Here is a 21,391-nt window from a genome sequence, read left to right as displayed (position 1 = left end):
GGCGTGGACGAGATCTGCGTGGTGACAACGGTGGTGGACGCGCGTTCGGTCGCCGACGTGCTGGCGGCTGCGGCCGTCGCCGGCAGGCTCGCCGCCTGCGCCCAGGTGGGTGGTCAGGTGGACAGCACCTACTGGTGGCGGTCCGGGATGGAGACGAGCACCGAGTGGTCGGTGCAGTTCAAGACCGCACCGGATCGGCTCACCGCCTTGCTGGACCAGATCCGGGTCAGCCACCCGTACGAGGTGCCGGAGATCCTGGTGTCCAGGGTGGAGAGCGGAAACCCCGACTACGCCACCTGGGTGTACGAGCACACCCGATCCTGAGTACGCGCACTCTGGGTCGCACCCCGGTCGGTTGTCGATGATGACCCGGTGGACGACACCCGTTACCCCTGCCCCGCCTGCGGCGCACCGGCGGATCTGAGCGCCGGATGTTCCGGCTGCCGGCGCGCACCCGACCCGATCGCCGCCGAGGTGGTTCGGCTGAGCCGCGAGGTCGCCGAGCTTGAGCCGCAGGTGGAGCGGGCTCGTCGCACGTACACCGAGCTGGCCGGACGGCTGTCGGCAGTGTCCGGGCGGCGAGCTGAACTGGCCGCGGTCGTCCGGGCCGGGCTGGCGGCCTCGGTCGTGGCGCGCCCGGTGCCTGCCGCCGGACCGGCGCCGTTCATCGGCCCGGGCCCCGGCGTCGCGACGGATTCGCGGCCGGGTGCGGCGGAAACCTCGACTCGGACGGTCCAGGGTCTGCTCTTCGTCCTCGGTGGACTCCTGCTGGGCACCGCGGCCGTGGTGTTCACCGCGGTCGCCTGGGCGGCGGTGGGGGTCGCCGGCAGGGCGTTGATTCTGGCGGCGTTCACCGCGCTCGCGCTGGGCGTACCGCTGCTGGCGGTCCGCCGAGGGCTGCGCGGCACGGCGGAGACGTTCGCCGCGGTGGGGTTGCTGCTGGTGGTGCTGGACGGTTACGCGGCCTGGTCGGTGGACCTGGCCGGCGTGACCGGTTGGCCGGGCAGCCGGTACGCCGCGCTGGTCGGGGGGGCCAGCGCGGCGGTCGCCGCGGCGTACGGCCGGTGGAGCGGGTTGACGGGGCCCTGGTTCGCCGCCCTGGTGGCCGCCCAGCCGGCGTTGCCGCTGCTCGCCGTCGAGGCCGGGCTGGGTGCGGCGGGGTGGGCGTTGGTACTGCTCGGGGTGGCGTCGCTGAACCTGGCCGTGCTGGCCGCGCTGCGTGGCCGGGGAGGGGCGGCGCAGCTCGTCGGCCGGGTGTTGGCCGGCGCCGGTCACGTCGCCGCGCTGGTGGGCGCTTCGGCGTGCGCGGTGGTGCCGCTGGTCGGTGGGCGGGCGGGGGGCTCGCCACTGCTGGCCGGGGTGCCGCTGTTGCTGGTCGCGCTGACCGGGTTCGGCGCGGCCTGGGTCGTCGGGGGGCGGGCGCTGCGGGCGGTGGCGGCAGGGCTGCTGGTGCCGGTGCTCGCCGCCGCCCTGCTGCGTCCGGTGGCGGAGCTGCGGCCGTCAGTGCTGCTGCTCGCGGCGGCGACTGTGGCGCTGGGGATGGCCGCCGCCGTGCGGTTCCTTCCAGCGGCGGTGGCCGGTGGCGGCGGTTGGCGGACCGGCCCGCGGGCCGGCGCGCTGTTCGTCGCGGCCGGCACGGCGCAGGTCACCGTGTTGATCACCGTTGGGCTGGCGGTGGCCGCCGTCGGCCGGTCGTTGCCGCCCTGGGGCGGGGCTGGGTCGGGGCCGGACCTGAGCTGGGGTTGGCAGCTGGCACCGGCGGTGGCACTGACGATCGGCGCCACGGTGCTGCTGCTCCCGGCCAGCACGCGGGCGGTGTTCGCCACTGCCGGCGCGGTGGCGGTGCTGTTCGCCGTACCCGCCGGCTGGACGGCCTCCTGGCCTCAGGTGGTGGCCATCGACCTGGTCGGCGGGGTCGCGTTGCTGCTCGCCGTACTGGCCCGTCCGACCACCCCGTCGGTCGCCCTGCGCTCGCGGGCGCTCAGCGGTGCCGTCCTGCTCGGGCACGGGCTGCTGGTCGCCCTGGCCGCCCCGGCGGGTGCCCTGGTGGCGCTCGGCGTGCTCGCCGTGGTCGGGCTGGCGCTGGCCGTCCGACAGGGGGCCGGCGCGTACCGGGAGGTGGCCGGTGCGGGTCTGCTGGTCGGGCAGCTCGCGCTGCCCGGGATCGCGGCGGTGGCGACGTTCGCCGTGGGCGGGCCGCCCTGGTGGCAGGCCCGGCTTGCGTTGGCCGCCGCCGGGTTGTCGCTGGTCGCGGCGCTCGCGGTCCGTCGCCACCGGATGGAGCTGATCGGGTACGCGGTGACCGGCGCCGTCGCCGCGGTGACCGTGCCCGGCCTCGCGCCGCTGGTCGCGGCGGGTGACGAGCCGCTCGCGCCGTACGCGGCGCTGGCCGCGCTGGGTGTCGCGTTCGTCGCCTGCTGGCTGCCGTCGGCGAGCGACTCCGGCCAGGCGGCCCTCGGGGAGCGGCCGGCGGCTGACGGGCGCGAGTCGGCCCGGTCGGCGTTGTTGCTGGCGGCCGGCGGAACGCTGGCGGTGGTCGCCGTCCTGGCGGCCCTGCCGACAGTGCTGACCGCGCTCGGGTCGCCCTACGGCGGCCGGACCCGGGTGTGGTCGGGGGCGCCCACCGTCGTCGCCGACCCGACGGTGCTCCCGGTCGGGTTCGCGCTGGTCGTGCTGGCGGTGGCCGGTGCGCTGGCCGGTCGGCGGGTCGGCCTGCCGGTGCCGGCCGCGCTGCCGTTCCTCGCGGCGGCGCTGCCGGTCCTGCTCATCGCCATCGGTGCGCCGTGGCCGGTGCTGCCGGCCGCCGTTCTGCTCGCCGGCCTGGCGGCGCTGCTGTTCACCGCGCTGGCCGCCGCCCGCCCGGCGCTCACACCGGTCGCGGTGCCGGTGGGCGTGGTGCTGGTGGCCTCCGGTGTGCTCGGTCTGCTGGCCACCCGGGCCGGGACGCTTGCCGCCGAGGGGGCGCTGCTGGTGGCGGCGGTCGCGGTCGCCGCCGGCGCGCGTCGGTTCGAGGTACGGGTCGCCGGGTGTATCGCCGCCGTGGGCGCGGCGTCCGCGTTGGCGGTTACCGCGCCCCTCGCCGGTGGGCTGTCCCTGCGCGCTGCCTCGTATCCACTGCTGGGGGTGGCCGCGTTGGTGCTGGCCGCTGCGGCGGTCACCCCGGCGCGGGTCCGGCTGGGACGGGTGCTGGACGCCGCCGCGCAGGCCGTCGCGTTGGTGGCGGCGGTGCTCGCCGTCGAGGCGGCGCGGCACCTCGCCACCATCTGCGTGCTCTGGGGTGCCGCCGTCGCGCTGCGGCTGCTGCGCCGGGGTGAACCGGCCGGCCGGCGGTGGGTGTTCGCCGGGATCGCCGCCGGTAGCGAGTTGCTCGGGGCCTGGGTGCTGCTGGCCGCCGGTGGGGTGACAGTGCTGGAGGCGTACACACTGCCGGCCGCGGCGCTCGCCGTCGGAGCGGGTCTGCTGGCGCTGCGCACCCGGCCGGGGCTGACCAGCTGGCCGGCCCTCGGCCCGGGACTGGTCGCGGCGTTGCTACCCAGCCTCGTGTCGGTGCTGGTCGGGGCGGACCCGCAGCCGTGGCGGCGACTGCTGCTCGGCGTGGCGGCGACCGGCGCGGTGCTGGCCGGCGCGACCCGTCGGTGGCAGGCGCCGGTGCTGCTCGGCGGCGGGGTGCTGACGCTGCTGGCGCTGCACGAGCTGGCCCGGGGGTGGGATCTGCTGCCCCGGTGGATCTACCTGGGGATCGGCGGGCTGGCGCTGGTGGGGCTCGCCGCCACCTACGAGCGGCGTCGACGTGACCTGGCTCGACTGCGCGCCGCGGTGGGCCGACTGAGCTGAGCCGGGACCCGTAGGGGTAGGGCCTGCCCTACCCCTCATTCGGGGGCTGTCGGGGTTACTCAGCGCTACCGCGATCGGGAGACTTGACAGTAAGCCCGAACCACCCTGGCGCGGGCGCAAGAGAAACGGGAGCAACGATGGCGCTCGGAGCGGTGGCGGAACCGCCGGTACGGCGGCGAGGCAGTGACTACGCACAGTTGTCCCGACGGATCAGCCAGGCGGGCCTGTTGGAGCGGCGCCCCGGCTGGTACGTCACCCGCATCGTGCTCACCCTCGGTGCCTTCGTTGCCGGCTGGGTGGCCGTGTTCCTGCTCGGCGACTCCTGGTGGCAGCTTCCACTCGCGGCAGTGATGGCGGTGGCCACCACGCAGGTCGCGTTCCTCGGCCACGACGCCGGGCACCGCCAGATGTTTCGTCGGCGTGGCGCCAGCGAGCTGGTGGGCCTGTTCGCGGGCAACGCGGCGGTCGGGCTCAGCTACGGCTGGTGGGTCGACAAGCACAACCGGCACCACGCCAACCCGAACCACGAGGACGAGGACCCGGACGTCGGCGCGGGCGCCCTGGTGTGGACGCACGAGCAGGCGCTGGAGACCCGGGGTTTCGGCCGCTGGATGGCTCAGCGGCAGGCGTACCTTTTCTTCCCGATGCTCCTGCTGGAGGGCCTGAACCTGCACGTGGCGAGCATCCGGGCCATCGTCGGCCGGGAGCCGAACGGCGGGTACACCGTGCCGATGCGGCACCGGGCGGCCGAGGCGGCGCTGCTCCTCGCGCACACCGTCGGCTATGTCGCGCTGCTCCTGGCGGTCATGTCCCCGGTCAAGGCGCTGCTCTTCGCCGTCGTGCACCAGGCCCTGTGGGGTCTCTACATGGGTTGCGCGTTCGCGCCGAACCACAAGGGCATGCCGATGCCGACCGCCGAGGACGAGTTGGACTTCCTGCGTAAGCAGGTGCTGACCTCGCGCAACGTACGCGGCAGCCGACTCGTGGACACCGCCCTCGGCGGTCTCAACTACCAGATCGAGCACCACCTCTTCCCGAACATGCCCCGCGCCAACCTGCGCCAGGCCCAGCCGATCGTCAGGGCCTACTGCGTCGAGCAGGGCATCCCGTACGCCGAGACCGGGCTCGTCGAGTCGTACCGGCAGGCACTCGGTCACCTGCACGAGGTGGGCTCGCCGCTGCGCGGCTGACCAGACCGGCCGCTGCGCGGCTGACATGAGCGTCGATCGGCGGGACGGCAGCTGTTGATGCCGTCCCGCCGTCGTGTTCCTGGTCGGCACCGCTTGGCGGAAACCCTGGGCTTGAGGGAGCGGATCCGGCTCTCCGGAGGCGCCACCGGTAGGGTCTGGTCATGGCAGACCTGCTCACCGCGGACGCGGTGCGAGAAGAGCTGAGCCGGTTGCCCGACTGGTCGGGTGACCCGACCGGCATCGGCCGTACCGTCCAGCTCGGCAGTTTCCCGGCGGCCATCGCGGTGGTGGACCGGGTGGCGACGGTGGCCGAGGAGCTCGACCACCATCCCGACATCGACATCCGATGGCGGACCCTGACCTTCCGCTGTGTCACGCACTCGGCCGGTGGGGTCACCCACCGGGACATCGGGCTGGCCCGGCGAATTGACGACATCGTCCGGAGTGCGGCATGAGATTCGAGATCAGCAAGGTTCTGGATGCCATCGAGGGCCGGGTCTGCACGGACCCGTCACTGGCCCGCGCCGTGATCGACCTGGCCGAGGTGATCCGCTACCAGGACATCGACGGTGGTCGGCCGGCCAGCCTGCTGCGCCTCGGCATGGTCATCGACGCGCTCTCCCGCGAGCTGGAGGAGGACAGCGTCCAGGTCTACGCGGTGGTGCACCGGGCGTTGCTCTCCGACGCCGACCTCACCTCCAACGAGCGGATGGTCGTTCGCCGCTGGGCCGACGACGGGCTCGTCGAGGTGCTCGACAACCCGGGTGACCGGATGTTGGAGGTCGCCGACCTGCTCGGGTTGCCGGTGCTCAGCCGGGTCCGCTTCGACGGGCTGCGCGGGCGTTTCCCGTGGCTGGTCGAGCAGCCCGGTCGGGTGGTAGCGCCGGTGCCCGGCGCCGGCGGGCCGGTGTTCATCGCGCACGTCGGCGGTGGCCACTCGCCGGTGGCCGGCAAACGGTCGCCGACCGGAGTCAAGCTGCTGGCGCGCCAGTGGCGCTGCTCGGAGTCGGGCTGCGCGCTGTTCGGCGGCGGTGGTGGGGGTGGCGCGTTCGCCGACCTGGCCGGGGGTGCCGACCGTAGCCCCGCCGCGCAGCCGCCGCCCGCGCTGCGCAACGGCGTGCCGACCTGCCCCCGACACGGCGTACGGCTCGGTGACGGCGGCCCGCGTCCGCGTACCGAAGTGCTCGCGGTGCGCGTCGGCGGCCTGGTCCGACGGCGGTTCGTGCTCAGCGAGGAACAGCCGATCGTGGCCGGTCGGGCTCCCGAGCAGGATGGCGGGATCATGCTCGGGCAGTGGCTCAACGACGAGGCCCGGCGTTGGATCAGCCGTGGTCACGTCCGCTTCGAGCTGCGGGTCGGCGAGGTCATCGTGACCGACGTCAGCACCAACGGCTCGGGCATCCGGCCGGGCGGTTCGATGACCGAGTCGGACCGGATCCCGCTGGCGCCGCAGCAGTCCCGGGTGCTGGGCGAGAACGACATGATCGAGCTGTACCCGGGGGTGCAGATCGGTCGGGCGGAGGAGCTGCCCACCGGTGCCCCGTTCACTCCCACCTCGGTGATGGCCGAGGCACCCACGATGGCGATGCGCCTGCCCCGCCCCTGATGTGAAGGGCGGGCGTCGGAACTCCGACGCCCGCCCTTCACGCACGTTCTTGCTCAGCCGGCCAACACCTCGGCCAGCTGGGTCACCGCCAGGTCGATCTCGTCCTCGGTGATGACCAGGGGTGGGGCGAGCCGGATGGTGGAGCCGTGGGTGTCCTTGGCGAGGACTCCGCGCTCGGCGAGCCGCTCACACGCCTCCCGACCGCTCATCAGCGCCGGGTCGATGTCCAGCCCGGCCCACAGGCCACGGACGCGTACCCCGACCAGACCCTTGCCGACCAACCCTTCCAGGCCGGCCCGCAGCCGCTCACCCAGCTCGGCCGAGCGGCGCTGGAACTCGCCGGTGGCCAGCAGGCGAACCACCTCGATAGCCACCGCGCAGGCGAGCGGGTTGCCGCCGAACGTGGAGCCGTGCTGGCCGGGCTTGAGCACCCCGAGCACGTCGGCGTTCGCAGCCACCGCGGAGACCGGCACGATGCCGCCGCCGAGCGCCTTGCCGAGCAGATACATGTCCGGCACGACGCCCTCGTGGTCACAGGCGAAGGTCGCGCCGGTACGCCCCAGACCCGACTGGATCTCGTCGGCGATGAACAGCACGTTGCGCTCGGTGCAGACCTGGCGTACGCCCGGCAGGTAGCCCTCCGGTGGCACCACCACACCCTGCTCACCCTGGATCGGCTCCAGCAGCACGGCCACCGTGTTCTCGTCGATCGCTGCGGTCAACGCCTCCAGGTCGCCGTACGGCACGACAGTGAACCCCGGGGTGTACGGCCCGAAGTCGGCGCGGGCGTCCTCGTCGGTGGAGAAGCTCACGATGGTGGTGGTCCGGCCGTGGAAGTTGCCCTCGGCGACCACGATGTTGGCCTGGCCGGCGGGCACGCCCTTGACCTGGTAGCCCCACTTGCGGGCCACCTTGATCCCGGTCTCCACCGCCTCCGCGCCGGTGTTCATCGGCAGCACGAGGTCCTTGCCGCACAGCTCGGCCAGCTCCCGGCAGAAGTCGGCGAACTGGTCGTGGATGAACGCACGGCTGGTCAGCGTCAGCCGGTCCAGTTGGGCGTGCGCGGCGGCGATCAACTGCGGGTGCCGGTGACCGAAGTTCAGCGCGGAGTAGCCGGCAAGGCAGTCCAGGTAGCGGCGGCCGTCGACGTCGGTGAGCCAGGAACCCTCCGCAGACGAGATCACCACCGGCAGGGGGTGGTAGTTGTGCGCGGTCCAGCGCTCGGCGTCCCGGACCGCTCCCGGCGTACGCAGCTTGTCATCCACGATCACTTGCTTGCCTTTCCCTGACGGAGTCGCAGCGTGCAGCACTTCGGTCCGCCGCCGGCCTTACGTAGCTCGGACAGGTCGACCCCGATGGTTTCGTAGCCCCGGTCGCGCAGCTTGGCGGCCAGGTCGGTGGCCTGCGCGGGCAGCACCACGTGCCGCCCGTCGCTGACCGCGTTCAGCCCCAGCACCTCGGCGTCGGCCATGGTGGCGTGCACCGCGTCGGGGAAGAGCCGGCGCAGCACAGCCTGGCTGCCCGGGGAAAAAGCTTCCGGCAGGTACGCCACGGTCCGCTCGTCGAGCACTGTCAACGCGGTGTCCAGGTGGTAGAAGCGCGGGTCGACCAGTTGCATGGTGATCACCGGGTAGCCGAAGACCTCCTGCAACTGGGCGTGCGCGGCGTGCGCCGTACGGAAGCCGGTGCCGGCCAGCAGGTGGTCACCGGCCAGCAGGACGTCACCTTCGCCCTCGTTGACGTGCTTCGGGTCGTACATCTCGAAGCCGGCGGCCTCGAACCAGGCCCGGAACGCCGGTGCCTCGTCGGCGCGCTGCGGGTCCCGGAACTGCACGGCCATCGCCTTGCCGTCGATCACGGTGCCGCCGTTGGCGGCGAAGACCATGTCGGGCAGGCCGGGCACCGGAGTGATCTCCTCGACGGTGTGGCCCAGGTCAAGGTACGTCTGGCGCAGCTGCTCCCACTGCCGGACTGCCAGCGCGGCGTCGACCGGCGCGTTCGGGTCCATCCAGGGGTTGATCGCGTAGTCGACGGCGAAGTACGTCGGCCGGCACATCAACAGGCGCTGGCTGGTGGCGTCCATCGTCATTGTCCTGCTCCCAGGGGTCGGGCGCGCCCGGCCACCGTGGCCCACGGGCTGGCGCCGTTGCTCAACGGTATGCGGCGTGAGCGGCAGGATCCACCGCCAGGAGTTGCGCAGGGCGTAGATCCGTTGCGTGTGGTGAGACCTCTGAGGCGATTCGTTGCGTTGGAGCCGAGATCCGGCAGGCAGAGATGAGAGGCAGGGCCGGGAGGCCCGTTCGCAGCCTTTGCTCTGCTGCCTAATGTGCGCCACCAGACGGCGTCGCCCTCACCGACGAGTAGCGGAATCCGCCACCACTTCCCGGTGCCACTCATCGGACACCTGGCCCCGACCCCCTGGCGCATATAGGGCAGCAGAGCAAAGGTGGCGTACCTGGTTCGCCCGGCAGTGCGGGGTCGGGGATCGCCGGGTGACGCGAAAGTTCGCCGCGGTGACCTGGACCGGAGCCGTCCAACCCCGGAAACACTTCAGGGGCGGCGAACCGCCGCCCCTGAAAGGGTGTCTCCCGGCCGGTGAACCACCGGACTGATCGGGTTGCCGGCGAACCGCCGGCTGTTCGCCGGTGCATCACCGGCGAGCGGAACAGTGCCCGCTAGAAACGATCGACAAACTGTGAGTCAAGCCACTCACGGAAGCGCTGCACCCAGTCGCCGTCGGTGGTCGGCCAGTCGAACTGGCCGGTCATCGCGAGCACCCCGATCACGACCGCGGCCAGACCGATCAGCACGCCGAAGAGCGCGTCGGTCTTGCCGGCGACGTGCCGGCGGCGGGTAGCCATCAGGCCGAGCACCGACAGCACCGCGCCGAACGCGCCGAGCCCGATGCCGTACCCGGCCAAGGTTCCGGTCAGCACGAACGTCGCACCGACGACCGAGACGATCAGGCCGAGGGTGGCGAGCAGACTGGCCCGCGGCTTCGGGCCACGCGTCACCGGCGGCTCAGGCGTGGTCGCGCCCGGGGTCGGGTCGACAGTGCGGTCCGTGGTGGTCCGGTCCGTGACGGCACGGTCGGTCGTGACCCGGTCGGTGGTGTCGGGCCGACGGGTGGTGCTGTCGAGGTCGGCGTCCCGCTCGGCGGTGCCCGCCGTGGTCGTGGCGACGGCGGGCCGGGCCTCGGTCTCCACGTTGCTGGTGGTGCCGGTGCGGGGCTCCGGCGTGACCGGGCGGGTCGTGCCGTTCACGGGCTCCGGTGCGACCGGGCGGGCCGTGCCGTTCGTCGGCTCGGGCGCGACCGGGCGGGCGGTGCCCCGGGAGTCGACCTCCGCGGGTCGACCGGTGGCGGCTCGGGCCACCGCCGCCCGCTCGTTGGCCTGCCGCTCGGCCTCACTGGTCTGGCCGCCGGTCGTGCCGGCGCTGCGGTACGTCGTCTGGTCGGCGTCCCGGTCGGTGACCACCGGGCGGCCGACGCTGTCGTCGGACTGGGCGGTCTCGGTGACCGGGGTGTCGCGGCCGTCCACGCGGCCGTCGAGGTTCTCGTCCCGCGTCGGTGCCGGCTCGGACCGGCGGGACAGCGAAGGAATCCTGACCACTACACACCTCCTGATGAATGCGTGGTGGCCGACGGAAAGGGTGGCACCCACGCGGTGTCGACCCCCGAATACCCACCTGGGCGTTTCCTGACACCAATCCTGGGTACGGACGCCGAGATCGCCCGCAGCCGGCCCCGCCGCGTGGCCCGGACCGGCCCCAGCTTGGCCTTGATCGACTCGGCTTCCTGAAAGTCGCGGTGTCCTGAGCCGAGCTCCGCGGACACCCCGGTTTCCTGAAACCCGAGTCGATCAACGCGTCGAGAGCCGGTCGATCGAGGCGGGGACGGGCCCGGTGCGGATCAGCGCGGCGGCCGGCCCGATGCCGATCAGCGCGGGCCGGTCGGGCGGGGCTGGCTATCCTTGGCACCTGTGCCAGAGGGACACTCGATCCATCGCCTGGCGGCCCGGCACGCCGAGCTGTTCGCCGGCGACAAGTTGCTCGCCGCCAGCCCGCAGGGCCGCTTCGCCGAGGGTGCCGCCCGGCTCTCCGGGACAGTGCTGGAGGGCACCGAAGCGTACGGGAAACACCTGCTGCACCACTACGCCGGCGAGCTGACGTTGCACGTACACCTCGGGTTGTATGGCAAGTTCACCGACGGGCCGGGGGAGCCGCCGGAGCCGGTCGGGCAGGTGCGACTCCGGCTGGCCAGCGACCGGCACTGGCTCGACCTGCGCGGGCCTACGGCCTGTGAGCTGCTCACCCCACCCGAGGTGGCCGCACTGCGGGACCGTCTCGGGCCGGATCCGTTGCGCGCCGACGCCGACTCGGAGCGGGCGTACGCCCGGATCGCCCGCAGCCCCACTCCTCTCGCCGCGCTGCTGCTGGACCAGTCGGTAGTGGCCGGCACCGGTCTGATCTTCGTGACCGAGGCGCTGTTCCGGGCGGGACTGCCGCCCACGATGCCGGGCCGACAGTTGACCAGGACCGGCTGGGACGCGCTCTGGGCCGACCTGGTCGGCTTGATGCGGCTCGCCGTCGAGCACGGTCGGATCGACACGGTCCGCGACGCGCACCTGCCAGAGGCCATGGGCCGGCCGGCGCGGGTGGACCGGCACGGCGGCGAGGTGTACGTCTACCGCCGCCCGGGAGCACCCTGCCACGTCTGCGGCACCGAGGTCAGTCGCGGCGAACTGGCCGGCCGCAACCTGTACTGGTGCCGCACCTGCCAAACCACCTGACCCACCCACCCGGGCCCCCGCACCCGCCCCCGCCCTCGCCCCGCCCCGCCCCGCCCCGCACCCGCCCCCGCCCCCGCCGATCTTGCGGTTTGTGTTGTCGGCATGGGTGGAAATGCGCGCTGTGTCGGGACAGAAAGTGCAAGATCGCGGAGTTGGGGCGGGTGCGGGAACCCGCGCGCTGCTGGAACTCAGTCACCGTCGAGCAGCCAGCGGACCACCTCGATCTTCTCGGGGAAGACCGTTGCGTCGGCGAGGCCCCAGGACAGCGTGTGTCCGATCGTCCAATCTCGGACCCGGTCCCGGTCCAGTCCCAGGTCGGTGCTGAGCCGGTCCAGCCGATGCCGGACGGCGGCCGGTGAGTGGCCCAACTCCGGGCCGCGCACCATCGGCACGACCGAGAACTCCCGTTCCCCGGTCAGCGGCTTCGGGTCGATCGCCAGCCACGGCCCTCGATCGTCGCCGCCGAGCGCGTCGCCGCCGAGCGCGTTGGCGGCGAGGATGTTGCCGGCGTGCAGGTCCTGGTTGACCAGCACCTGCTCGCCCTGGCTCGACGCCAGGCCGGTGAGCAGGTCGAGCGCCGCATCCAGCAGCCGTCGCTCGTACGGTCGGCCGGCCCGTTCCCAGGCGCGGGGCATCCGGTCGATCCAGCCGGCGGCCTCCCGTGCGAGCGGGCTGAACGGCGCGCCGGCTGGTCGCCAGAGCCGGGGGAGCAGTCCGACCACCACGTCCAGCGCTCGGTCCGGCGCAAGGTCGTGCAGGGGAGTGCCGGGCTGGCAGCGTTCGAGCAGCAGGGCACGCCGCCCGGGGTCGTGGGCGAGCAGACGGACCGCCGCGACGCCGTCCCAGAGCGCCAACGCGTCGGCCTCGTGCCGGCTCTCCTCGTCGGGATACTGGAGCTTCAGCACCACAGCGCTGCCATCGGGCAGGTGGGCGGGGAGCGCCAGGGACGCGTACGCCTGCCGGAAGGGCGGCCCGACCCGCAGCGACCAGCGCTCGGTGCACTCGTTCAGCCACGTCGGGAGTGCGGCCAGCCAGGCGCGACCAGCGGGTGATCCTCGTACCCAGTCGAGTCCGTCGGGCAGATCCATCCGGCGCTCCTGAGTCGTGCGGCGATCCGCGGCGGCTGTCAGGTGACTCAGCCGGGCTGCGGCGTTCACACACCGGTCCACAGTGGCTAGCGTGGGCGGGTGCAGATTGGTGTGAACGTACCGAACTTCGCCCCGGGCACCGACCCCGACGTGCTGCGTCGGTGGGCGCAGACGGTGGAGGGTCTCGGCTTCGACCTGTTGATGGTGTCCGATCACATCGCGGTGACGCCGGACGTGGCCGAGCAGTATCCGGCGCCGTTCTACGAGCCGTTCACCACGTTGTCCTGGCTGGCCGGGGTGACCAGCGGGGTTCGGCTGGGCACCACGGTGCTCATCGTCCCGTACCGGCACCCGCTGCTCACCGCCCGGATGGCGGCGAACCTCAACCGGCTCAGCGGCGGCCGGCTCGTCCTCGGTGTCGGCGTCGGCTGGGCCCGGCAGGAGTTCGAGGCGCTCGGCGTGCCGTTCCGGCAGCGCGGTGCGCTGACCGACGAGTACCTGCACACGATGCGGGCGGCCTGGCAGGACACCGACGACTACGACACGGCAGCGATCCCGATCTGGGTCGGTGGAAACAGCGAGGCCGGCATGCGCCGTGCGGTACTGCACGGTGACGCCTGGCACCCGCTGCGGGTCACGCCGGGACGGCTGGCCGAGGCGGTCGGACGACTGACGGACATCGCCGGCGAGCTGGGTCGCCCGGTGCCCGCGCTGGTGCCGCGGATCGCGCTCCAGGAGACCCGGGAACCGATGACCGACCCGGACCGGCTCGCCGGTGTCGGCACCATCGACCAGATCGTCGCCGACCTGGACCAGCTTCGTGTGCTCGGCGCGGAGACGGTGGTGCTGGACCCGTTCAACGGCGACCTGACCGAGATCCGCCAGCCCGAACGCGCCTGGCGGACCCTTGCGGCAGTGGCCGCACATCACAGAACCCAGGAGGACCGATGACTCCCGACGACGAGAAGTTTCTCCGCCATGCCGTCGACATCGCCAGGCGGGCGGGGGCTTCCGGCGAACGGCCGTTCGGCTCGTTGCTTGTCGACGCGGCCGGCGTCGTCCTGATCGAGGACCACAACACGGTGGTCTCCGACGCGGACATCAGCGCCCATCCGGAGTTGAAGCTGGCCCGCTGGGCGGCTCGGAAACTCTCTCCCGAGGTGGCCGCCGGCACCACCATGTTCACCAGTTGTCAGCCCTGCGCGATGTGCGCGACGGCGATCGACCGGTCCGGCCTCGGGCGGGTGGTGTACGCGCTGTCCACCGAGCAGTTCGAGGACGTCAAGCCGGCCACCCCGCCGCTGCCCGCGGTCCGCTACGAGGGGCCGGCGCTGTTCGACGAGGCACGCCAGCCGATCGACTACTACTGAGCGGAGCCGCTCCGGGGCGGTGTGACGCAGCCGGAATTGACAGTCGGCCGGCTGCCGGAGCAGGGTTGAACGGTGACAACGATGTCAACGGTCAAATGGGATGAAAACCCCCTAGCTGCGCGCCGACCCCGGCCAGTCGATTCGTGGCGTACCGTTGGCAGTTTTGCGGCGCGGACCCGGTCCGTTCGCCGATCCTGGCCGTATGTCCCTTTCCTACCCCACGGTGACCAGCTGAGATGACCGACGTGCCCCGATCCGACGCCGCAACGACCCCTGCTCCGCCGGGGTCACCAGACCTGCCCGAGCTGGACGAGTTCCTCGTCGACCAGACCCGGACGCTGCTCGACACCGCCCGCCGCTCGGTCCGGCCCGAGGGCGGCTTCTGGTGGCTCACCGACGACCGCACCCCGGATCGCGGAGAACCCATCCACACCTGGATCACCTGCCGGATGACCCACGTGGCCGCCCTCGCCCACCGCAACGGCGACCCGGACGCCGCCGCCCTGGTCGACCACGGGATCGCCGCGCTCAGCACGCTGCTGCGTGACGACCGGTACGGCGGCTGGTTCGCCGCGGTGGACCAGCAGGGAGTACCCGTCAACGACCGCAAGGCCGGCTACGACCACGCGTTCGTGCTGCTCGCCGCATCCAGCGCCGTGCGCGCCGGACGCCCCGGCGCGGACCGGCTGCTCGCCGACGTGCTGGCCGTCGTGCGGGACCGGTTCTGGGACGATGACGCCGGTGCTGTCCGCGAATCGTGGAACCGGGACTGGACGGTGACCGAGGACTACCGGGGCGCCAACAGCAGCATGCACATGGTCGAGGCGTTCCTCGCCGCTACCGCCGCCACCAGTGACGCGAGTTGGGCCGACCGCGCCCTGCGGATCGCCACCCACCTCGTGCACGGTGAGGCGGCCCGACACGACTGGCGGCTGCCCGAGCACTTCACCACCGACTGGACGCCGCTGCCCGACTACAACCGGGACCAGCCCGCCGACCCGTTCCGGCCGTACGGCTCCACGATCGGCCACTGGCTGGAGTGGGCCCGGCTGCTGCTGGAGTTGGAGGCGGTGCTGCCGCAGCCACCCCGCTGGCTGCTCGCCGACGCCCGTGCCCTGTTCGCCGCCGCCGTGCGTCGCGGCTGGGCGGTCGACGGCGCGGACGGCTTCGTCTACACCATCGACTGGGACGACCAGCCGGTGGTGCGCTCCCGGATGCACTGGGTTCTCGCCGAGGCCATCGGCGCGGCGATCACCCTGAGTCGCCGAACCGGGGACGCGGTCTACCTCGACTGGTACCGGGTCTTCTGGGCGTACGCCCGCCGCACTCTCATCGACCAGACCGGATGGCGGCACGAGTTGGACGCGCAGAACCTGCCCGCAGACACGGTCTGGCACGGCCGGCCGGACGTCTACCACGCCTACCAGGCGGTTCTGCTGTCCCGCGCGGCCGACGGGCTCGGTGGCCCCGGCCCGCTCGCACCGGGGGAGGTGACCGCGTGATCGTCGTCGCGGGTGAGGCGTTGATCGACCTGGTCGTCACGGCCGAGGGGCAGCGTGCCGTCCCGGGTGGTTCACCGGCGAACGTCGCCGTCACCCTGGCCCGGCTCGACCAGCCGGTACGACTGCTGGCCCGACTCGCGGACGACGACTACGGTCGGCAACTCGTCGAGCATCTGAGCGCCAACCGCGTGGACCTGGAGTGGGCGGTACGCGCCACGGAGCCCACATCGGTGGCGGTGGCCACTCTGAACGCCGCCGGGCAGGCCAGCTACGAGTTCCGGTTGGCCGGTGCGGCCGACTGGCAGTGGACGCCGCAGGAGTTGCCCGAGCTGGCGGGGTCACCGGCGATCGCGCTGCACAGCGGGTCCCTCGCGCTCGCGTTGGCACCCGGCGCGGAGGCGCTGGAGGGCCTGCTCGGCCGGGAACACCAGCGGGACGGGCTCACCGTCTCCATCGACCTCAACCTGCGCCCGAGCATCGTCACCGACCGGGCGGCGGAGCAGGAGCGGGTACGCCGGCAGGTTCGCATCGCGCACCTGGTCAAGGCCAGCGACGAGGACCTGGCCTGGCTCTACCCGGACCGTTCGGTGGCCGACGTGATGACCGAATGGCGTACCGCCGGTGTGTCCTGCGCCGTGGTGACCCGGGGCGGGGACGGTGCCTGGCTGCTCGCGCCCGACGGCGCGCTGCACGAGGAGCCGGCGGTCCGCACCACGGTGGTCGACACCGTCGGCGCCGGCGACTCGTTCACCGGTGGCCTGCTGGCCGCGCTGGCCGACCTCGACGCGCTCGGCGACCGCCCGGCTGACCGGCTCGCCGCGGTGACTCCGCAGCAGTGGGGTGCGGTGCTCCGACAGGCCGCCACGGTGGCCGCCCTGACCTGCGCCCGCCGAGGCGCCAACCCCCCCACAAAAGCAGAGGTCGAAGCCCTCCTGACCCCCACCCCCTGACCCCCACCCCCGCGCCCTGCCCCCCACCCCCGCGCCCTGCCCCCACCCCCGCGCCCTGCCCCCACCCCCGCGATCTTGCATTTTCTGTCCCGGCAGAAGGCGCATTCCTGCGCAGATCGCCAACAGTAAGTGCAAGATCGCGGGGATAAGGCGGGCGCGGGGGTCAGGTTAGGCCGCGTTTCAGGAGTCTGGTGGGGAGGACCGTCGTATCGGGTGGGGTGTCGTCTCCGGCGATTCTCTGGAAGAGGCGTTCGGTGGCCACCTTGGCCAGCTCTCTCGTGTCGTAGGCGACGACGGTCAGCGGTCGGGGCATCAGGTGGGCCAGCTCGAAGTCGTCGAAACCGACAAGCGCGGCGTCACTGCCCCGCCGGTGCAGCTCCTGGAGCGCGCCGACGGTGAGCCGGTTGTTGGCGCAGAAGAACGCGGTGGGCGGCTCCGGAAGGTCGAGCAGCGCGGCGACCGCTCGGCCGGCCTCCTCTGGCGCGATGAGCCGCTCGCGGATCAGTGACTCGTCCGGCTCGACGCCGGCAGCGTCCAGCGCCGACCGCGCCCCGGCCAGCCGCTCCCGCATGGTGGGCACGCTCGGCGCGCCGAGCAGCAGACCCACCCGTCGGTGCCCCTCGTCGAGCAGCGCGCTCACCCCGGTGTGGCTGCCACCCCGGTTGTCCAACAGCACGGCGTCGGCGTGCAGCCCCTGCGGCGGCCGGTCCAGGAACACCACGGGCATGCCCAGCTCGACCTCGCGACGCAGGAACGAGTGGTCCAGGCCCGCCGGCACCACCAGCAGACCGTCGACGCGGCGTTGGGTGAAGTCCTGGAGCAGGGCGCGTTCCCGCTCCGGGTCCTCCTCCGACGATGCGGTGATCAGCATGGTGCCGTGTGCGGCGGCGATCTCGGCGGCGACGCTGGCGATGGTCGCGTAGAACGGGTTGGCGATCTCCTCGATCAGCAGCCCGACGGTGGCGTTGAGCTGCCGGGAGCGCAGGTTTCGGGCGATGTCGTTGCGTCGGAAGCCCAGCTCGGCGATGGCGGCCAGCACCCGGCCGACCAGTTCCTGCCCCACCGGCTCGTCGTTCACGACCCGGGAGACCGTCTTCAGGCTGACGTCGGCCCGCCGGGCCACGTCCACCATCGTGGGACGCCGACGCACGGTCGGCCGGGTCGGGGTCTGGGTCACGGGGTGGTCCTCCACGGCGGACGCGGGTCAACGGTCGAGGGCGGCGAGCGCGTCGACCGCTTTTCGGGCAGCGATGAGCACCGGATCCCAGACCGGCGCGTACGGCGGAGCGTAGCCCAGGTCCAGCTGCGTCATATCGTCCACCGTCATGCCGTTCCACAACGCCACGGCCAGCGTGTCGATCCGTTTGGCCGCCTCGGACCAGCCGACGATCTGCGCGCCGAGCAACCGACCGCTGGGGCGCTCGGCGATCAGCTTGACCGTCATCGGCCGGGCGCCGGGGTAGTAGCCGGCCCGGTTGGTCGACTCGGCGATCACCGAGACGAACTCGAAGCCGGCGGCGGCGGCCTCCCGTTCGCGCAGGCCGGTCCGGCCCACCTCCAGGTCGCAGACCTTCGTGACAGCCGTGCCGATCACGCCGGTGAAGGTGGCGTACCCGCCGCCGATGTTGATCCCGGCGACCCGGCCCTGCTTGTTGGCGTGCGTGCCGAGCGGCACGTGCACCGGCAACCCGCTGACCCGGTGCAGGGTCTCCACGCAGTCACCGGCCGCCCAGATGCCGGGGTGCTCGGGCACCCGCATCCGCCGGTCCACCCGGATCGCGCCGGTCGGTCCGAGGGGCAGCCCGGCGGCCTTGGCGAGCGCCGTGTTGGGGCGTACGCCGAGGCCCAGGACCACGACGTCGGTCGGGATCGGCCCCTCGGCGGTGACCACCGCGGAGACCCGGCCGTCCCGCTGTTCCAGTCCAGTCACCGGCAGGCTGGTGCGGATGGTGACGCCGAGGCCGCGCATGGCGTCGGTGACCAGTTCGGCCATGTCGGCGTCGACCGTCGCCATGGGCTGCTCGCCCGCCTCGACCAGGGTCACCGAGAGGCCGCGTTGGATCAGCGCCTCGGCGATCTCGACGCCGATGTACCCGCCGCCGACCACCACGGCCCGGCGCGGCTGCGGGTCGGCGTCCAGCCAGTGTCGTAGCGCCGCACCGTCGTCGAGGGTCTGCATGCCGAACACGCCGTCCGCGTCGGTGACCGCCCACTGCGGCTTGACCGGAACCGCGCCGGTGGCGTACATCAGGTCGTCGAAGCGTTCGCGGACCTCGCCGCCGCCGGTCAGGTCCCGGGCCACGACCTCGCGGCGTTCCAGGTCGATGGCCGTGACCTCGTGGCGCATCCGGACGTCCATCGCGTACTCGGTGCGGAACGTCTCCGGGTCGCGGGCGATCAACGCCTCGGGGCCGGGCACCAGGCCACTGATCCAGTACGGGATGCCGCACGCCGAGTAGGAGGTGAAGTTGCCCCGCTCGAAGACCACGATCTCCAGGTCGCCACGGTCACGGCGGCGGCGGGCCTGGGACGCCGCCGACATTCCGGCGGCGTCCCCGCCGATGACGATCAGCCGTTGCGCCACGGGCTCATCTTGTCACGCGGTGATCAGCCGCGGGTCTGCCGTGCGACGTCCTGCACCACGTCGGTGAGTTTGCCGGTGCGCTCGAACACCGCACGCTGCCGCGCCGCGCCGCTGCCGTGCCGGCGCAGGCCGCCCAGCAGGTCGTTCACCTCGGCCCAGTCGCCGTGCTGCTCCAGCGCCGGCCGCACCCGCTCCACGAACCGGTCCAACAGCTCCCAGGCCGGGCGCAGCTCACCGTTCGTGACGTCGACGGCTTCGCCTTCCAGGCCGTCATGGGCGGCCCGCCAGTGCGCCCCGACCAGCAGATGGTGGTCGGTCTGCAACGCCGGCCGGCCGGCCTCGACATCCGCCATGGCGGTGGCGACGAGCGCCCGGACCAGCGCGGCGACAAGGACCGCGTCGTCCACCGACGGGCAGACGTCGCCGATCCGCAGCTCGACGGTCGGGTACTTCGCCGACAGGCGGGCGTACCAGTAGAGCATCCCCTCGTCGAGCATCACCCCGCTGGAGATCAACTGGCGGATCAGCCGCTGGTAGTGCTCGTGCGACTCCAGGAACGGGGTCGGCGCCACCGACGGCCAGCGCTCCCACTCGACCGAGCGCCAACTGGCGTAGCCGGTGTCCTCGCCCCGGGAGAACGGCGAGTTGGTGGTCACCGCGTGCAGCATCGGCAGCCACGGCCGTACGTGGTTGAGCACCTGCACGCCGGTGTCCGGGTCGGGCACCCCGACGTGGACGTGCATGCCGTTGTTGCCGGGGCCGGGCACGAGCAGCCGGAAGCGCTCGATCATCAGGTCGAAGCGTGGCTTGTCGACCACCGGTGGCACCGGGCCGTCGACCGGGCCGGTGCCGATGGCGAGCAGGCGTACGCCGGCCCGCTCGGCGGCGTCGGAGAGCGCCTTACGCAGTACGCCGAGGGAGTGCCGGATCGACGAGAGCTCCAGGCCGGGCGGGCTGCCGATCTCGATCTGACTGGTCTGGAACTCCCGCTCCACCTGCCCGCGAAGTTCGGCCGGCACCTGCTCCATGACGAGGTCCACGGCCGGAACCGCGGCCCCGGTGTGCGGGTCGACGAGCAGGAACTCCTCCTCGACACCCACGGTGAGCAACCCGGTGGCCGCAGCCCTGTCGCTGAGCGCGTCCGCCACCTGACCGGTCATCGACATCACCCGTCCGTTCCTACCGTTCGCGGTCCGTCCGCGTCGGTCCGTCGTTTGGTTACCCAACGTGGCGATGCCGGGAAACGTGGCGGCGGTACGTCGTCCTCGAAGGCGGGCCGCCGATTCGGCCGGGTGACGAGACAGCGGGTCCTATGCTGGGCTCGTGCCGGTGCTGCTGGGCTATGTCGGAGTCGCGTGGATGTCCGCGTTCGCCCAGCTCACAGTGCTCGCGGGCCGCCCTGCCGACCTGCTGGCGGGCGCCGCGCTGACCGCCCTGGTGCTGCTCGCGGTGGTGCTCGCCGCCCGGGTGCACGTCCGGGCGGGCGCGCCCGGTGCCGGGCCGCGGTCGGCCGGCCTGCGGGCCCGCTCCCGCAGTCGCCGAATGCCCCGCCAGATCGACCCGGATGCGGCCGGTCGACCTCGTCCCCGTGCTCCGGGGCACCCCTCGGCCGCGTAGCGCCTCGCCGCCGCGCGGCCGATCCCGCCGTCACCGGCCCCCCTCGCTGGGCGGACGCCGCCCGGGGGAGGGCCCCACCGGAATCGGACCGAGGGGTTTCCCATGCTTGCCTTCGCACCACTGCACGACGCTGTCGCCGCTGCCGGCAGCGCGCTGAACTGGCTCACCGAGCTGCTCGAACCACTGGCCGGCGGCGGAGCGACAGCCGCCGCCATCGTGCTCCTCACCATCGCCGTCCGCCTGCTGATCTCGCCGTTGACCGTCGCGCAGGTCCGCGGTGAGCGGCGCCGTGCGGCGCTCGCCCCGCAGGTGCGTGAGCTTCAGCAGCGGTACGCGGACGACCCGGCGACGCTTCAGCGCGAGGTTTTCACGTTGTACCGCGAGGCCGGCGCGAACCCGGTCGCCGGCTGCCTGCCGCTGCTCATCCAGGCGCCGTTCCTGCTGGTGCTGTACCGGTTGTTCAGCACCAGCGAGGGCGGCACCGGGCTGCTGGACGAGCGGTTGGCCGGCGTGCCGCTGGGTCACCATCTCAGCGACGGGCTGGCCGGTGCTGCCGGACCCCTGTTCGGCGTACTGCTGGTGGTGTTGCTGGCGGTGGCCTGGTGGTCGTCGCGGCGGGCCCGGCGGGCGTCGGCGGCGGTGGGCACGGTGGCCGGTGCGCCGACCGAGGGGCCGGGGGCGGCCACGCTCGGCCGGCTGCTGCCCCTGCTGCCGTTCACGACGGTGCTGGTGGCGCTGGTGCTGCCGCTCGCCGCGGTGATCTACCTGGTCACCACGAGCGTGTGGTCGGCAGGTGAGCAGGCGGTGCTCCGCCGCCCGCAGGCCTCTCCGACGGGTGCTCTGGACAGAAACAGTTAACT

General features: G+C 72.9%; 19 protein-coding genes. 12 read left to right on the top strand and 7 right to left on the bottom strand.

The features are described 5' to 3' along the window. The first annotated feature begins 3 nt into the window (after positions 1 to 3). The 5 genes from cutA (at position 4) to ACIBEF_RS01640 (ending at position 6,630) form a co-directional block, all read left to right on the top strand. Positions 4 to 324: a divalent-cation tolerance protein CutA gene (gene cutA, locus ACIBEF_RS01660; RefSeq protein WP_091406014.1), complete on the top strand. Its 321-nt coding sequence runs from the start codon at positions 4 to 6 to the stop codon at positions 322 to 324. Positions 325 to 372: 48 nt separating this feature from the next. After that, entirely contained in the window at positions 373 to 3,834 is a 3,462-nt protein-coding gene (locus ACIBEF_RS01655; protein WP_396790237.1) for an SCO7613 C-terminal domain-containing membrane protein, read from the top strand. 137 nt (positions 3,835 to 3,971) lie between these two features. Further along, positions 3,972 to 5,024 (top strand): fatty acid desaturase family protein, encoded by a 1,053-nt coding sequence (locus ACIBEF_RS01650; RefSeq protein WP_396790235.1) that lies wholly within the window; start codon positions 3,972 to 3,974, stop codon positions 5,022 to 5,024. Between the two features lie 161 nt (positions 5,025 to 5,185). Next, positions 5,186 to 5,479, top strand: coding sequence for a 4a-hydroxytetrahydrobiopterin dehydratase (locus ACIBEF_RS01645; RefSeq protein ID WP_396790233.1), 294 nt, complete (start codon positions 5,186 to 5,188; stop codon positions 5,477 to 5,479). After that, positions 5,476 to 6,630 (top strand): FHA domain-containing protein, encoded by a 1,155-nt coding sequence (locus ACIBEF_RS01640; RefSeq protein WP_396790231.1) that lies wholly within the window; start codon positions 5,476 to 5,478, stop codon positions 6,628 to 6,630. Before ACIBEF_RS01645 ends, ACIBEF_RS01640 begins: the two co-directional genes overlap by 4 nt. Positions 6,631 to 6,683: 53 nt before the next feature. Here the strand turns inward: ACIBEF_RS01640 and rocD are convergent, their stop codons facing one another. The 3 genes from rocD to ACIBEF_RS01625 form a co-directional block, all read right to left on the bottom strand. Then, a complete protein-coding gene (gene rocD, locus ACIBEF_RS01635) occupies positions 6,684 to 7,898 on the bottom strand; it encodes an ornithine--oxo-acid transaminase (protein WP_396790432.1) in 1,215 nt (404 codons plus the stop codon). Continuing rightward, the gene (ddaH, locus tag ACIBEF_RS01630) at positions 7,898 to 8,713 is read right to left on the bottom strand and encodes a dimethylargininase (protein ID WP_357195694.1); all 816 of its coding nucleotides are present in this window, start codon (positions 8,711 to 8,713) and stop codon (positions 7,898 to 7,900) included. The genes rocD and ddaH overlap by 1 nt, the downstream gene beginning before the upstream one ends. 592 nt (positions 8,714 to 9,305) lie before the next feature. After that, positions 9,306 to 10,241: a thrombospondin gene (locus ACIBEF_RS01625; protein ID WP_396790230.1), complete on the bottom strand. Its 936-nt coding sequence runs from the start codon at positions 10,239 to 10,241 to the stop codon at positions 9,306 to 9,308. 369 nt (positions 10,242 to 10,610) lie between these two features. On the opposite strand from ACIBEF_RS01625, the gene ACIBEF_RS01620 reads away from it, so the two are divergent. Continuing rightward, a complete protein-coding gene (locus ACIBEF_RS01620) occupies positions 10,611 to 11,420 on the top strand; it encodes an Fpg/Nei family DNA glycosylase (protein WP_396790228.1) in 810 nt (269 codons plus the stop codon). Between the two features lie 188 nt (positions 11,421 to 11,608). Here ACIBEF_RS01620 and ACIBEF_RS01615 read toward each other — a convergent pair whose 3' ends face one another. Continuing rightward, positions 11,609 to 12,508, bottom strand: a complete 900-nt coding sequence (locus tag ACIBEF_RS01615) for an aminoglycoside phosphotransferase family protein (RefSeq protein WP_396790226.1) — start codon at positions 12,506 to 12,508, stop codon at positions 11,609 to 11,611. 99 nt (positions 12,509 to 12,607) lie between these two features. Between ACIBEF_RS01615 and ACIBEF_RS01610 the strand changes: the two genes are divergently transcribed. The 4 genes from ACIBEF_RS01610 (at position 12,608) to ACIBEF_RS01595 (ending at position 16,330) form a co-directional block, all read left to right on the top strand. Beyond that, complete coding sequence (locus ACIBEF_RS01610) at positions 12,608 to 13,459, top strand: LLM class flavin-dependent oxidoreductase (protein ID WP_396790225.1); 852 nt, start codon at positions 12,608 to 12,610, stop codon at positions 13,457 to 13,459. After that, positions 13,456 to 13,878: a nucleoside deaminase gene (locus ACIBEF_RS01605; RefSeq protein ID WP_396790223.1), complete on the top strand. Its 423-nt coding sequence runs from the start codon at positions 13,456 to 13,458 to the stop codon at positions 13,876 to 13,878. Before ACIBEF_RS01610 ends, ACIBEF_RS01605 begins: the two co-directional genes overlap by 4 nt. Before the next feature lie 236 nt (positions 13,879 to 14,114). Further along, on the top strand, positions 14,115 to 15,380 hold the full coding sequence (locus ACIBEF_RS01600; protein ID WP_396790221.1) for an AGE family epimerase/isomerase: 1,266 nt from the start codon (positions 14,115 to 14,117) through the stop codon (positions 15,378 to 15,380). Beyond that, the gene (locus tag ACIBEF_RS01595; protein WP_396790219.1) at positions 15,377 to 16,330 is read left to right on the top strand and encodes a carbohydrate kinase; all 954 of its coding nucleotides are present in this window, start codon (positions 15,377 to 15,379) and stop codon (positions 16,328 to 16,330) included. The genes ACIBEF_RS01600 and ACIBEF_RS01595 overlap by 4 nt, the downstream gene beginning before the upstream one ends. 163 nt (positions 16,331 to 16,493) lie before the next feature. On the opposite strand, the gene ACIBEF_RS01590 is transcribed toward ACIBEF_RS01595, so the two are convergent. From ACIBEF_RS01590 to ACIBEF_RS01580, 3 genes are all read right to left on the bottom strand, one after another. Next, positions 16,494 to 17,462: a LacI family DNA-binding transcriptional regulator gene (locus tag ACIBEF_RS01590; RefSeq protein WP_396790430.1), complete on the bottom strand. Its 969-nt coding sequence runs from the start codon at positions 17,460 to 17,462 to the stop codon at positions 16,494 to 16,496. A gap of 72 nt (positions 17,463 to 17,534) precedes the next feature. Further along, entirely contained in the window at positions 17,535 to 18,914 is a 1,380-nt protein-coding gene (locus tag ACIBEF_RS01585) for an FAD-dependent oxidoreductase (RefSeq protein ID WP_396790217.1), read from the bottom strand. A gap of 23 nt (positions 18,915 to 18,937) precedes the next feature. Further along, a complete protein-coding gene (locus ACIBEF_RS01580; protein ID WP_396790215.1) occupies positions 18,938 to 20,074 on the bottom strand; it encodes a glutamate--cysteine ligase in 1,137 nt (378 codons plus the stop codon). A gap of 163 nt (positions 20,075 to 20,237) precedes the next feature. On the opposite strand from ACIBEF_RS01580, the gene ACIBEF_RS01575 reads away from it, so the two are divergent. Together ACIBEF_RS01575 and ACIBEF_RS01570 are read left to right on the top strand one after the other, a co-directional pair. Continuing rightward, positions 20,238 to 20,531 (top strand): DUF6412 domain-containing protein, encoded by a 294-nt coding sequence (locus ACIBEF_RS01575; RefSeq protein ID WP_396790213.1) that lies wholly within the window; start codon positions 20,238 to 20,240, stop codon positions 20,529 to 20,531. A gap of 102 nt (positions 20,532 to 20,633) precedes the next feature. Continuing rightward, positions 20,634 to 21,389 (top strand): YidC/Oxa1 family membrane protein insertase, encoded by a 756-nt coding sequence (locus ACIBEF_RS01570; protein WP_396790211.1) that lies wholly within the window; start codon positions 20,634 to 20,636, stop codon positions 21,387 to 21,389. The last annotated feature ends 2 nt before the right edge of the window (positions 21,390 to 21,391 follow it).

This window comes from Micromonospora sp. NPDC050795, from assembly GCF_044456785.1.
Lineage (GTDB): Bacteria > Actinomycetota > Actinomycetes > Mycobacteriales > Micromonosporaceae > Micromonospora.
This window is presented reverse-complemented; position numbering and strand designations above follow the sequence as displayed.